The following is a 13,207-nucleotide window of genomic DNA, read 5'->3' as shown; positions in this document are numbered from 1 at the left end:
GGCATCGCCAGGACCCTGCAGGGTCTCGGGCTGTTCCCCCGGCTGACCGTGCTGGAGAACGTCATGGTCGGGGCGACCCGGCACGCGCGGGCGGCCCGGCGCTCCGGCGGCGGGCCGGCCTGCCGTCCGGGAGGTCTCCTCCCAGCCCGACCGAATCAGAATCGGATTCGGTTCCGACTGAGGGTGAGCCCCGTCCGAAGCGCTGACAAGCCCCCGGCGACGGGGAGTTGAGCTAGCCGGCGCCCGCCAGCAGCCGTGCCTCGCCCGCCTCGTAGCGCCGCCGGCTCTCGGCGGCCGTCCCATCGCGGCGCCGCCGGTCGTAGCGGCTGCCGAGCCAGCCGGCGAGGAAGCCGAAGGGGATGGACACCAACCCGGCGGTCTGCAGCGGGAACCAGTGGAAGTCACGGTCCGGGAAGAGCGCCGTGGGACCGCCGGACACCGCCGTGGAGAACACCGTCAGCAGCAGGACGCACCCCGTGCCGCCGTACAGCGCGGCCAGCAGGCCGGTGCGGCCGAAGCCCCGCCAGAACAACGAGTACGTGAGGGCCGGCGCCACCGCCGAGGCGCCGATCGCCAGCGCGGTCGTCGTCATGACGGCGACGTTCCAGTCCTGGACCAGCGCGGCCAGGGCCACCGCCGCCGCGCCGACACCCACGGCCGCCCAGCGGGCCACCGCCAGTTCGGTGCGCGGGGCGGCCCGCCCGTCGCGCATCGCGTGCCCGAACAGGTCGTGCGCCAGTGACGAGGCCGCGGCGAGGGTCAGTCCCGACACCGACGACAGCAGCGTCACGAACACCGTCCCGCAGACGGCGGCGTACAGCAGCGTCTCGCCGATCGACGGCGCGGCCTCCCCGAACGCCCGGGCCAGCATCAGCACCGACGTACGGCCCTCGGGGTCGGCACCCGTGATCAGCCGGGCGCCGACCATGGCGGCCGCGCCCGCCCCCATGACCGTGCCCAGCAGGCAGAACGTGGTGACCGCGCCGACCGCCCAGGACATCGAGCGGCGCACGGCGGGGGCGTCGGGCGCCGAGTGCAGACGCATCGTCACGTGCGGCAGGCAGGCCACCCCGAGGACGACCGTGAGCTGCAGCCCGATGAAGTCCAGCTTCCCCTCGGTGGTCCGCCCCAGCTCCAGGCCCTGCCGCAGGTACGCCTCGCCGGCCCCGCTGCCCGCCTGCGCGGCACGCAGCAGGGCGTCCGCGCTCCAGCCGAAGCGGCTCATGACGAGCGCGGCGACCACGGCGCTACTGCCCAGCAGCATCACGATCTTGATGATCTGGATGAGCGCCGTGCCCCGCATCCCGCCCATCGCCGCGTAGACGACCATCAAGGTGCCGATCATGGCAATGGAGACCGTGCGCGCACCGTCGAGGTGGATGTCCAGGATGGCGGTGAGCAGCGAACCCGCCCCCGACAGCTGCACGATGAGGAACGGCAGGCACGCGGCCAGGGTGACCACGCTGGCGGCGATCCGCACGGACCGGCCGCGCATCGTACGGGCGAAGACGTCGCCCATGGTGAACCGCCCCGCGTTGCGCAGGGGTTCGGCGAGCAGGAACATCAGCACCACCAGCGACATGCCGGTGCTGGTCGCCAGCACGAAGCCGTCGTAGCCGAAGAGCGCGATGATGCCGGTGGTGCTGAGGACGGTCGCGGCGGAGATGTAGTCGCCCGCGATGGCCAGGCCGTTCTTGAACGGGGTGAGGGTGCGGTAGCCCGTGTAGAACTCCGCGAGGTCGTCCCGGTCCGGCCCGGCGAAGACGCTGAGCAGCAGCGTGCAGGTCACCAGGAACGTGAAGAAGAGCAGGACGACGGTCTGCGTCCCCGAGTCGTATGCGGCCGCGAACCGGTTCACCGGGCGGCCCCGTCGGCCGTCTCCCGCTGCCGTACGCGCAGCGCCAGCGGGTCCACCGACCGCCGCGCGCTGCGCTCGTACCAGCGGATCGCCGCGAACGTGACGGCGAGCTGCGACAGCCCCATCAGCGTGCCCAGCGTCAGCTGTCCGGCGACCCTCGTGCCCATGGTGTCCCGCGCGAGCACGGAGAGCAGGAGGAAGGCCAGGAAGTAGCCGAGCGCGGTGAGCGCCGAGACCCGCCGCAGCAGCCGGTAGGCCGAACGCAGCCGCCTGAGCTCGACGGGCCGCACGGGTGGTCGCGGTGGTGGTGCCGGCGCCGGTGCGGGCTGCGGTGGTTGCCGGTGGTGCCAGGTGTCGCCGTAGTACGTCATCGCGCGGTCTCCAAGCGGCTTGCGTGGCGAGGGTGTGCGGGCGCGGTGGGGGACGGGCAGGTTCGACCGGTACGCCCCGGGGCGTCGGTGCCCCGGGGTGGCCGCACGATACCGACTGGTCGGCATGTCGGGAAGAGGTGCTGCAGGTCACGGTTGGAGCACCAAGCCGACCGGCCCCTCGCGGACCCGCTGCCGGCGTCCGACCCGGCCGCAACGTGCCTGCGCACGGGGCGGGTTCGGAGCGGCCGTGCGGTCCGCGCGTGACGGTGCGGGTGCTTCACGTGGTGCGGATGCGGGCCCCGTGCTCGGGGCTGCCGCGGCCGGGCCGCCGTGCCCAGTGGCCCCCGACAGGGGTAACTCACACGTGCCGGGGCAGGATTCGGGGCGCGGCGTCCGTCCGGGGCTGTGTCGTCCGAGGCGACCCCCACCCGGCCTGGCGCTGCTCCCGCGTGGACGGCCGGAGGCGCCGGCGCAACCGCCACGCCGGGTTCCGGGCGTCGCGCTGGCGACACGCGGGCCGCCGGAACCGGCCCTTGGCCGGGTCGGGTTCACCGTGCCGGCCGGGGCGGGCAGTGCCTCGTCGTCGGAACCCCGGCCGGGCGCAGGAACACCCCGCGGCGCGGACGCACGCCGCCCGGTCAGGGCTGCGTCCCACGCTCACGCCGACGCGACTGCCCCCGGCGGGCGGGGGACTCCTGCCCTCGGGAGGCTTCCCATGGCCGTCTCGGCGCGTGGGCCGACGCGGACGGCCTGAGGCGTCCGGTGCGCGAGGACCCACGGGATCCGGCCGGCGGCACCTCGTGGCGGGGACGCGTGCCGTCGCCCCAGGCCGCGTCAGGCGCCGGGCGCAACTGCCGCCCGTGCAACCGGTCCCTCGCGCGCACCCCCGGCAGCTCGCGTCAGCTGCCGCTGCCCGGCTCGACGTGCGGGGGGTGGACGGGGATCTCGCACCACACCTGCTTGCCGCCGCTGAGCGGCATCGTGCCCCAGGCCGCCGACAGCGCCTCGACGAGGAGGATGCCGCGGCCGCCGGTGTCGTGCCAGTTGATGATCGCCGGCTTGACCGGCGTCCGCGGCGAGCCGTCGCCCACGGCGATCCGCAGCCGGTCGCCGGTGAGCGTGATGTCCAGACGGACCTGGCCCTCGGTGTGCACCAGGGCGTTGGTGACCAGCTCGGAGACGACCAGCAGCACCGTGTCGGCCGCCTCGCCGAGCCCCCACGCACGCAGCGTGCGGGCGGTGAACCGGCGGGCGTGCGAGGCGGCGTCGGGGAGCCGCCACACCGTCCAGCTCTCGCGCACGGGCTTGACGGCCATGCCGTCGTAACGCATCAGCAGCAGCGCGATGTCGTCGCTGCGGGTGGCGTCGCTCAGCAGGGCGTCGGCCATGCGGCCCAGGTGGGAGGGGTCGGCCTCGGACAGCTCGCGCGACATCCGCGCGATGCCCTCGTCCATCGGGAGCTCGGCGGACTCGACCAGGCCGTCCGTGGTCAGCGCGAGGACGGTGCCGTTCTGCAGCCGCAGCGGGATCAGCGGGAAGTCCGCGTCGTCGACGACGCCCAGCGGAGGCCCGCCGTCGCCCTCCACGGTCCGGGTGGTGCCGTCCGGGAACCGCAGCACCGGGGGCAGGTGACCGGCGCGCACGCACCAGGCACTGCCCTCCTCCATGTCGATGCTGACGTAGCAGCAGGTCGCGAAGAGGTCGGTCTCCATACCCATGAGCAGGCGGTTGGCGTGCGACACGACGACGTCGGGGGAGTGGCCTTCGACGGCATAGGCGCGGATCGCGGTGCGCATCTGGCCCATGAGCGTGGCGGCCCCGGCGTTGTGCCCCTGGACGTCGCCGATGACGAGGGCGACGTGGTGGTCGTGCAGGGGTATGACGTCGTACCAGTCGCCGCCGACCTCCAGCCCGCCGGTCGTCGGCAGGTACCGGGCGACCGCGACGCCGCCCGGCAGCACCGGGAGCCGGCGCGGCAGCAGGGTGCGCTGGAGGGTGCCGACCAGCTCGTGCTCGGCGTCGAAGGCCCGTACCCGGACCAGCGCCTGGCCGACCAGCCCGGCCGCGGCGGTCAGCACGGCGCGTTCGTCCGCGCCGAACTCGTGGGGCTCGTCCCAGCCGATGAGGCAGCAGCCGACGACCCGTCCGGCCGCGGGGAGCGGCAGCACCGCGAGTCCGCCGGGGCCCACCCCGGCCAGCGTGGACTCCAGCGGTGCCCCGGCCGGCCAGAAGGCGACCCGGCCCTCGCGCAGCGCGGTCGCCAGCGTGGGCATGGCCCGGGTCGGTGCGTCCGGCCATTCCGAACGCCATTCGGTGCGCCACACCTCGGGCCACGCGGAGGGGTCCGCAGGGTCGAGGACGGTGACCACCAGCCGGTCGTTCTCCAGTTCGGCGAGCGCGACCCGGTCGGCGTTCAGCGGGCGGCGCAGCGCCGTCACCACCACCGCGCTGACGTCCCGTACGGTCGCGGCGTTGGCCAGGTCGGCGGCGAGCTGCTGCACCCGGCCCACGTCGTTGACCCCGGCGCGCATCCGTGAGGCGTCCCCTACCGTGCCCAGCAGCCGTACGGGGCGGCCGTCCGGGGCGAACAGCACCCGCCCGCGCAGCCGTAGCCAGCGCAGTTCCCCGGAGGGCCGGCGGATGCGGAACTCCAGCTCGCGGTCGCCGGTGGCCATGTGCCCGGCCTCCACCACCGACATCAGCGCGGGCAGGTCCTCGGGGAGGGTCAGCGCGAGCAGGGTCTCCACCCGGCCGTCGAACGCCGAGGGCTCCAGGCCGAACAGGGTGAGCACGTCGTCGCCCACGTTGATCCAGCCGGTGTCCATGTCGAGGGTGAACCCGGTGCCCCGTGACTCCGCCCCGGCCATCGGGTCGGCGTCGCCGCACGCGTCGCCGGGCGTGGGGCCGGGGTGGCCGATCGCGGTGGCGAACAGTTCCAGGCGCTGCCGGTCCTCCGTGTCGAAGCCCCCGGGCTGGTCCGTGACCGCCACCAGGCAGCCGACGCACACATGGTCCGCCCGCAGCGGCAGCGCGGTCAGCGAGACCTCCAGCGGCTCCGGCGACCCGTTCCCCGTCAGCCGGGCGACCTCCGCGGGCCCCGCGGACACCACGCGGTCCTGGCGCACGGAGACGGCCATGGGGGAACCGCCGTCCGTCGCGTAGCTCTGGCGCAGCCCGTGCAGGGCGCGCGGCACCCCGGCCGAGGCGACCAGGCACAACTCCCCGCCGGTCTCCGAGGGCGCGTACACGGCGACGTGGGTCGCACCGGTGAAGACCAGCGCCTGTTCGATGACGGATCGCAGGCGGGCGGACTGGCCAAGGTCGGATCGGAGCGTTTTGAGCGCGAGCTCGGCGGACAGCGCCCGAACTCTGCGTCCTTTCGCGCCGTCGCTGACCACGTGGTCATTACACCGCCTCCGGGGCCCCGGCGCAGCCCGTGTGCAGGGAATCGTCACGGGGTGTGAGAAGAACGCGGGTCGTGTCCTCCGTTTCCCCCATCCTCGACCAGCTCCGCACGCGGGCGCGCCCCGGCGGGGCCGGGCCCGGGCCGCGGACCTAGCGCTGGGGGAAGGTGTAGGTGTAGCCGGCCGCGTCGAGCCGGTCGAGCAGGGTCTCCAGCGCCTGCACGGTCTGGCTGCGGTCGCCGCCGCCGTCGTGCATGAGCACGATGGCGCCCGGCTTCAGTTCGGAGTTCACGGTCGCGAGGATGGCGTCCGCGCCGGGGCGGCGCCAGTCGTCGGAGTCGACGGTCCAGCCGAGCGGGCGCAGTCCGTGGTCGGCGGCGATGGCGCGGATCGCGGGGGAGAAGTCGCCGCCGGGGGCCCGGTAGTACCACAGCGCGGTGTCGCCGGAGCCGGCGGCGCGGGATATCTCGCGCTGGGCGTCGAGTATCTCGTGGCGGTTGTACTCCTGCGACTTGCGGCTCTGCGCCTCGTCGTGGTGGACGGAGTGGTCGCACAGCCGGTGGCCCGCGGCGGCGATCCGCCGCACCAGGTCGGGGTGGGCGCCGGCGTTGGGGCCTATCTCGCAGAAGGTGGCCTTGGCGTGGTGCCGGGCGAGCACGTCCAGGACCTTGGGGGTCCACACCGGGTCCGGGCCGTCGTCGAAGGTGAGGGCCACCGACCTGCCCGGGGCCTCCACGCCGTGCTGGATCGAGCGCGCGGTCATGGACGTGCCACGGGCGGGGGCCTGGACCGCGGTGCCGTGGGCCCCCGCGCCGCCGCGCTGCGGGTCCGCGCCCTGCGCGGGGGCCTGCGGCCGGGCGGTCCCCGGGGCGGCGGTCTCGTGGTGCGCGGTCTCGTGGTGCGGGGCGTCGTGGTGCGCGGTGCCCGCCGGGGTGCGGGCCGCGCCCGGCGTGCCGGACGGGGCGCCGGGTGCCGTGGACGGCGTCGCAGCGGGGGCCGACGAGGGCGCGGGCGGCGCGGAGGGCGCGGAGGGCGAGGCGGCACGGACGGAGGGCGCCGAGGCGGCGCTGCCGGCGGTCTGCATCATGTGCTCCGTGCCGCAGGCGGCGAGCGTGGCTCCGGCGAGCGTCACCGCCGCGACTGCTCCGAGGGCTCGGGTCGCGCGGGTCGTCAGTGCCACGGGGGTACCTCCTGGGGCCGGCTGCGTGCATGCCGGGCATGCGGATCAGCCCCCCACCGTAGGCGGCGCGCGGCGGCGTGCCCTCGGTCTTTCGGTCATCTTCGGGTCCTTCGCCGGCGGGACCTTCGTCCTCTTGGCATGGCCCCGACAAGATGCCAAGCTGTGAGTTAGGAAAGTTTCCTAACGGAAGGAGTCCCTGTGCGCAAGCGCCTCGCACTGGCCACCGCCGGGGCCGGAGCCACCCTGCTGGCCGCCCTCCTCACCCCCGCCGCCGGCGCCGCCGGTACCGCCGGGTCGTCCCCCCGCAGTCCCCAGGAGGGCTCGGTCACGGCCGCCCAGTTACTGGCCAAGGTCAACGGCTGTACGCAGATCTCCAGCGGCAGGTACCGCACCGACGAGGAGACCTCCGCCACCGTCCCGGTCTGCGGTGCCAACGGCGCCGTGTTCTGGAAGGCCGACATGGACATCGACTGCGACGGCCAGGTCACCGCCCGCTGCAACTGGGACACCGACCCCTGGTTCCAGGACGACACGGCCTTCCACCAGTCGGACGGCCGCCCGCTCAACGCCGAGACGCTCCCCTACGTCGTCGTCCCCAGCCCCAGCGGCACCTGGGACTACCGCGGCGCCGGCATCAAGGGCGGCGGCGTGGTGGCCGTCGTGTACGGAGGCCGGGTCGAGTACGCAGTCGTCGGCGACACCGGCCCCACCGCGATCATCGGCGAGGCCTCGTACGCCACCGCGCAGGCCCTCGGGATCGACCCCGACCCGGAGACCGGCGGGGCGGAGTCCGGCGTGACGTACATCCTCTTCAAGAACTCCTCCGTCGCGCCGATCGAGAGCCACGCCAAGGCGGTCTCCGTGGGCGACGCGCTCGCCCGCCAGTTCGTCGCGGACAACTGATCCGCCCAGGACCCGGACGTACGCCGGGCGGCCGACGCGACGCGGCGGACGCCACCCCCGTGTTGCGCGGCCGCCCCCGGCGCGTGATCGTGGGCGACGGGACCGTCCGGCCCGCTCGAGCTTCCGCACCGTGGTCCACACAGGGGTCGCCGCATGAGCACACACGTTGACGTCGTCGTCCTGGGCGCGGGTCCCGGGGGGTACGTCGCCGCCATCCGGGCCGCCCAGCTGGGCCTGCGCACGGCGATCGTCGAGGAGCGCTACTGGGGCGGGGTGTGCCTCAACGTGGGGTGCATCCCCTCCAAGGCCCTGCTGCGCAACGCCGAACTGGCGCACATCTTCACCAAGGAGGCCAGGACCTTCGGCATCCGGGTGAACGGCGAGGTCAGCTTCGACTACCGCGAGGCCTTCGCGCGCAGCCGCAAGGTCGCGGACGGCCGGGTCAAGGGCGTCCACTTCCTGATGAAGAAGAACGACATCACGAAGTTCGAGGGCCACGGCACCTTCACCGACGACCACACCCTGCACGTCGCGCTGGGCTCCGGCGGCAGCGAGACGGTCACCTTCGACCACTGCATCATCGCCACCGGCGCGACCACCAGACTGCTCCCCGGCACCTCGCTCAGCGAGCGGGTCGTGACCTACGAGGAGCAGATCATGACGGACACGCTCCCGCGGAGCATCCTCATCGCGGGCGCCGGCGCGATCGGCGTGGAGTTCGCGTACGTCCTGCACAACTACGGGGTGAAGGTGACCCTCGTGGAGTTCCTCGACCGGATCGTGCCGCTGGAGGACGAGGAGGTGTCGGCCGAACTCGCCCGCCAGTACCACAAGCTGGGCATCGACGTGCTCACCTCGACCCGGGTGGAGGCGATCAACGACGCGGGCGGCCCGGTGAAGGTCATGGTGACCACCGGCGGCCAGCGGCAGACGCTCGAGGCGGACAAGGTGCTCCAGGCGATCGGCTTCCAGCCGCGCATCTCCGGCTACGGCCTGGAGCAGACCGGGGTCCGGCTCACCGAGCGCGGCGCCATCGACATCGACGAGTTCTGCCGCACCAGCGTCCCGCACATCTACGCCATCGGCGACGTCACGGCGAAGCTGATGCTCGCGCACGCCGCCGAGGCCATGGGCGTGGTCGCCGCCGAGACCATCGCGGAGGCCGAGACCATGTCGCTGGACTACGTGATGATCCCGCGCGTCACCTTCTGCCAGCCGCAGATCGCCAGCTTCGGGTGGACGGAGGCGCAGGTCCGTGAGCGCGGCCTCGACGTGCGCGTGGCCAAGTTCCCCTTCACCGCCAACGGCAAGGCGCACGGCCTCGGCGACGCGAGCGGCTTCGTGAAGCTCATCAGCGACGCCAAGTACGGCGAACTCCTCGGCGGCCACTTGATCGGCCCCGAGGTCACCGAGCTGCTGCCCGAGCTGACGCTCGCCCAGAAGTGGGACCTCACTGCGGCCGAACTGGCCCGCAACGTCCACGGCCACCCCACCCTCAGCGAGGCCGTCCAGGAAGCGGTCCACGGCCTCGCCGGCCACATGATCAACTTCTGAGCCCGCCCGCACCACGGCCAACGCCCTGCTGCCCCCCGGCACCGGCTCGGCGTCGGCCGCGCATCGCCCGCGCCCGCGTCCGCGTCCGCGTCAGCGGCGGCGGCGCAGCAGGAAGACGACGAGCGCACCGACGCCCGCGGCCAGCAGGCCGGCGGCCGCGGCGCGTTTGGCGACCGGGGCGCCGGCGATGCGGAGGAGGTCGATGGGTTCGTCCCCGTGGTCCGCCGGTGCGGCGGGCGCGTCCTCGGTGGCGTCCTTGCCCCCGGCAGGGGGCTGCGGGGCGGCCAGCCGGCCGGCGAGGCAGTCGGCGAACTGGCCGATGATGCGGTCGCCGACCTCCGCCATCACGCCGCGCCCGAACTGCGCGGGCCGGCCGGTCACGGCGAGGTCGGTCGTCACCGAGACGACCGTCGCGCCGTCCTTCTCCGCCAGGGTGCCGGTCACCGTCGCCCGCGCCGTGCCCTGGCCGCGGACCTCCTTGCCACGGGCGGCCAGCACGACGCGGTGCGCGGTCCCGTCCCGCTCCTCGAAGACCGCCGTGCCGCGGTAGGTCACCGTCACCGGGCCCACCTTGACCTTCACCGAGCCCCGCACGGTCTCGCCGTCGTACTCCTCCACCGTCGCGCCCGGCATGCACGGCGCGACGCGCTCGATGTCCAGCAGTGCCCGCCAGGCGTCCGCCACCGGGACGGGGACCTCGAACTCGTGGTGCAGTTCCATGATCTCCTCCTCGTCACACCGGCCTGAGCACCGGAGGGTGGATCGCGCCGGCCGTGCCCGACAGCGGGGTGCCGCTGCCGCCCCAGCGCAGCGCGATGATCTCGGCGGCGATCGACACGGCGACCTCCTCGGGGGTGCGCGCGCCCAGGTCCAGCCCGATCGGCGAGCGCAGCCGGGTCAGTTCGGCCGGAGCCAGCGTCGTGTCGTGCAGCCGCTTGAGCCGGTCGTCGTGCGTCCGCCGGCTGCCCATGACGCCGATGTACGCGGCGGGGCGGCGCAGCGCGACCTCCAGCAGCGGCACGTCGAACTTGGGGTCGTGGGTGAGGACGCACACCACCGTGCGGTCGTCGGTCTCCGTGCCGCCCAGGTAGCGGTGCGGCCAGTCCACGACGACCTCCACGCCCTCGGGGAAGCGCTTGGGGGTGGCGAACACCGGACGGGCGTCGCAGACGGTCACCCGGTAGCCCAGGAACAGCCCGATCCGCGCCACCGCCGCCGCGAAGTCGATCGCGCCGAACACCAGCATCCGCGGCGGTGGGGCGAAGGACTGCAGGAACACCGTCACGTCGTCCTCGCGCCGTTCGCCGTGCCGTCCGTAGTGGCGCTGTCCGGTCGCGCCCTGGGCCAGCTCACCGCGGGCGTCGTCGGTGACCGCCGCGTCCAGGCCCTCCGAGCCGAGGGTGCCCGCGACCCGGTCCGGCCACACCGTGAGCGTGGCGCCGCGCGGCGCGGGACCGTCCAGCACCGTCGCGGTGACCACGGGGCGGTGCGCGGCGACGGAGGCCGCCACCTCGCCGAAGCCCGGGTCCGTAACCGGGGACACCGGACGGACCAGCAGGGTGATCTCACCGCCGCAGGTCAGGCCGACCTCGAAGGCGTCGGCATCGCTGTAGCCGAAGGTGTGCATCCGGGCCTCGCCCGACTCGACGACCTCCTTGGCCAGTTCGAAGACCGCGCCTTCCACGCAGCCCCCGGAGACGCTGCCGACGACCTCGTCGTCCAGTCCCACCGCCATGGCCGCGCCCGGTCCGCGCGGTGCGCTGCGGCTCACCGCCACGACCGTGGCCAGCCCGAAGGGGGTTCCCGAGGCGTACCAGTCGTTCAGCGCCGGAAGGATCTCACGCACCGTCGGCTCCTCTCACCACGGCGGCCAGACGTTCCAGCGCGCCCAGACTGTGCCCCTCCACGAAGGCGTCGACGCTCGGCAGCGCCGCCGCCATCCCCGCCGCCAGCGGCGCGAACCCGGGCCTGGCCTTGCGCGGGTTGGCCCACACCACGCGGTGCGCCAGGCGTGCCAGCCGCCGCATCTGCGCGGCCAGCAGGGCGGGGTCGCCGCGCTCCCAGCCGTCCGACAGCAGCACGACGACCGCGCCGCGCGCCGTGCCCCGTGCCCCCCAGCGGTCAAGGAACGCCCGCAGCGTCTCCCCGAGCCGGGTCCCGCCGCTCCAGTCGGGCACCGCCGCCCCGACCGCGGCCATCGCGGCGTCCGGGTCCCGGCGCGCCATCTCGCGGGTGACCCGGGTGAGCCGGGTGCCGAGGGTGAAGACCTCGGTGGGCGTGCGGCCGCGCGAACCGTGCGCGGCGGCGTGCGCGAACCGCAGCAGTGCGTCCGCGTACGGGGCCATCGACCCGCTGACGTCCAGCAGCAGCACCACCCGGCGCGGCTTGCGGGCCGGGGCCCGCCGCGGGAGCGCGGCAGGCTCGCCGCCCCGGCGCAGCAACTCCCGTACGGTACGCCGCGGATCCACGTCCCCGCGGCGCGCCGGACGGCGCCGGGGGGTACGGCGCGGTTCGCCGTCCAGGGCGAACACCGCCAGCAGCCGGTGCAGTTGGGCACGCTCCGGCGCGGTCATGGCGGCGACGTCACGGTGCCGCAGCACCTCCGTCGCGCTGGCGAGCGCGGTCGCGGCGGGGCCGTCACCCGCCTCCTCACCGGCGGTGCGCTCCCCGGGCACGGCACGCGGCACCGCCGGCGGGCGCACCGGGCGGACCGCCGGCCGCACCCGGCGGTGCGGCGGCCGCCCGCCGTCGAAGAAGGCCGCGAAGACCCGGTCGTAGCGCTCCAGGTCGTCCGGGCCGCCGCAGAGCGTCAGCCGTCCCGCCCAGTACACGTCGCGGCGCCGCGACGGGTCGAGCCTGCCGAGCGCGGCCAGGAACGCCGCCACCCGGTCCGGGCCGGCCGGCACCCCGGCGGCCCGAAGGGCGCGGGCGAAGCCCACCACCCCCGCCGTGCCGTCCGCCGTGACCGTGCGCATGGTGCTCACCGCGACCCGCCCGCCCGCGCGGCGAGGATCTGCGACAGGTCGAGCGAGCGTGCCCGCTCCGCGTCCTCGCGGTACTTCAGCACCGAGCCGAGGGTGGTCATCGCCAGGTCCGCGTCGAGTTCCGTCGCCCCCAGCGCGGCCAGCGCCTCCGCCCAGTCGATGGTCTCCGCCACCCCGGGCGGCCGCACCAGGTCCTGCTCCCGCAGGCACTGCACCACGGCCGTCACCTGCGCCGCGAGCCGCGCCGCCACGTGCGGCTGCCTGCGCCGTACGATCGCCAGCTCCCGCTCAAAGCCGGGGTGGTCGAACCAGTGGTAGAGGCAGCGCCGCTTCAGGGCGTCGTGCACCTCGCGCGTCCGGTTGGACGTGAGCACCACCACGGGCGGCGACTGCGCCCGCAGGGTGCCCAGTTCGGGGACGGTGACGGAGTACTCCGACAGCAGTTCCAGCAGGAAGGCCTCGAACTCGTCGTCCGCGCGGTCGATCTCGTCGACCAGCAGCACCGAGGGGCTGGTCTCCAGGGCCCGCAGCAGCGGCCGCGCGAGCAGGAACCGCCGGCTGTAGAGCTCGCCCTCCAGGGTCTCCGGGTCGCTGACGCCCGCCGCCTCGGCCGCCCGCAGGTGCAGCAGCTGCCGGGGGAAGTCCCAGTCGTACAGCGCCTGCGACGCGTCGATGCCCTCGTAGCACTGCAGCCGGATCAGCGGTGCGCCGAGCGCCCCGGCGAGCGCGTGCGCCAGTGCGGTCTTGCCGACGCCCGCGTCGCCCTCGCAGAAGATCGGGCGGTGCAGCGTCAGCGCCAGGTAGCAGGCGACGGCGAGGCCGTCGTCGACCAGGTAGCCGGTCTCCTCCAGCCGGGCCCGCATCTGGTCGGGGCCGGCGATCCCCGGAAGCGGGCCGGTCGTGTGCGCCGGGAGCCCGGCGGTGGAGGCGAGGGGAGGGGCGGCATCGCGGGG

General features: G+C 74.7%; 10 protein-coding genes. 2 read left to right on the top strand and 8 right to left on the bottom strand.

Annotation, left to right across the window (positions count from 1 at the left end):
- Nucleotides 1–232: 232 nt before the first annotated feature.
- From PV350_RS37775 to PV350_RS37760, 4 genes are all read right to left on the bottom strand, one after another.
- Complete coding sequence (locus PV350_RS37775; RefSeq protein ID WP_500337990.1) at nt 233–1,858, bottom strand: sodium/solute symporter; 1,626 nt, start codon at nt 1,856–1,858, stop codon at nt 233–235.
- Nucleotides 1,855–2,229 carry a DUF485 domain-containing protein gene (locus PV350_RS37770; RefSeq protein WP_499515122.1) on the bottom strand — a complete coding sequence of 125 codons (375 nt, stop codon included), beginning with the start codon at nt 2,227–2,229 and terminating at the stop codon, nt 1,855–1,857. Before PV350_RS37770 ends, PV350_RS37775 begins: the two co-directional genes overlap by 4 nt.
- Before the next feature lie 899 nt (nt 2,230–3,128).
- Nucleotides 3,129–5,627: a SpoIIE family protein phosphatase gene (locus tag PV350_RS37765; protein ID WP_499515123.1), complete on the bottom strand. Its 2,499-nt coding sequence runs from the start codon at nt 5,625–5,627 to the stop codon at nt 3,129–3,131.
- Between the two features lie 157 nt (nt 5,628–5,784).
- The gene (locus PV350_RS37760; protein ID WP_500337988.1) at nt 5,785–6,813 is read right to left on the bottom strand and encodes a polysaccharide deacetylase family protein; all 1,029 of its coding nucleotides are present in this window, start codon (nt 6,811–6,813) and stop codon (nt 5,785–5,787) included.
- A gap of 198 nt (nt 6,814–7,011) precedes the next feature.
- Between PV350_RS37760 and PV350_RS37755 the strand changes: the two genes are divergently transcribed.
- Nucleotides 7,012–7,716 carry a glycoside hydrolase family 75 protein gene (locus PV350_RS37755; protein WP_499515125.1) on the top strand — a complete coding sequence of 235 codons (705 nt, stop codon included), beginning with the start codon at nt 7,012–7,014 and terminating at the stop codon, nt 7,714–7,716.
- Between the two features lie 153 nt (nt 7,717–7,869).
- The gene (gene lpdA, locus PV350_RS37750; protein ID WP_500337986.1) at nt 7,870–9,270 is read left to right on the top strand and encodes a dihydrolipoyl dehydrogenase; all 1,401 of its coding nucleotides are present in this window, start codon (nt 7,870–7,872) and stop codon (nt 9,268–9,270) included.
- Nucleotides 9,271–9,360: 90 nt separating this feature from the next.
- Here the strand turns inward: lpdA and PV350_RS37745 are convergent, their stop codons facing one another.
- The 4 genes from PV350_RS37745 to PV350_RS37730 all read right to left on the bottom strand — a co-directional run.
- Nucleotides 9,361–9,990 carry an SRPBCC family protein gene (locus PV350_RS37745; protein WP_500337984.1) on the bottom strand — a complete coding sequence of 210 codons (630 nt, stop codon included), beginning with the start codon at nt 9,988–9,990 and terminating at the stop codon, nt 9,361–9,363.
- Nucleotides 9,991–10,003: 13 nt separating this feature from the next.
- Nucleotides 10,004–11,116, bottom strand: a complete 1,113-nt coding sequence (locus PV350_RS37740) for an XdhC family protein (RefSeq protein ID WP_500337982.1) — start codon at nt 11,114–11,116, stop codon at nt 10,004–10,006.
- Nucleotides 11,109–12,245: a vWA domain-containing protein gene (locus tag PV350_RS37735; RefSeq protein WP_500337980.1), complete on the bottom strand. Its 1,137-nt coding sequence runs from the start codon at nt 12,243–12,245 to the stop codon at nt 11,109–11,111. The genes PV350_RS37740 and PV350_RS37735 overlap by 8 nt, the downstream gene beginning before the upstream one ends.
- A gap of 5 nt (nt 12,246–12,250) precedes the next feature.
- A partial coding sequence (locus tag PV350_RS37730) for an AAA family ATPase (RefSeq protein WP_500337978.1) occupies nt 12,251–13,207 on the bottom strand: 957 nt, incomplete at its 5' end.

The sequence above is a fragment of the Streptomyces sp. PA03-6a genome (assembly GCF_033792765.1).
Taxonomy (GTDB): Bacteria; Actinomycetota; Actinomycetes; order Streptomycetales; family Streptomycetaceae; genus Actinacidiphila.
The sequence above is the reverse complement of the archived record's forward strand: the minus strand, read 5'-3'. Positions and strand labels throughout refer to the sequence as shown.

What these genes read in the sequence shown, in the direction of transcription:
- lpdA (WP_500337986.1), top strand. Translation starts at nt 7,870, where the DNA reads ATGAGCACACACGTTGACGTCGTCGTCCTGGGCGCGGGTCCCGGGGGG.
- PV350_RS37770 (WP_499515122.1), bottom strand. Translation starts at nt 2,229, where the DNA reads ATGACGTACTACGGCGACACCTGGCACCACCGGCAACCACCGCAGCCC.
- PV350_RS37735 (WP_500337980.1), bottom strand. Translation starts at nt 12,245, where the DNA reads ATGCGCACGGTCACGGCGGACGGCACGGCGGGGGTGGTGGGCTTCGCC.
- PV350_RS37745 (WP_500337984.1), bottom strand. Translation starts at nt 9,990, where the DNA reads ATGGAACTGCACCACGAGTTCGAGGTCCCCGTCCCGGTGGCGGACGCC.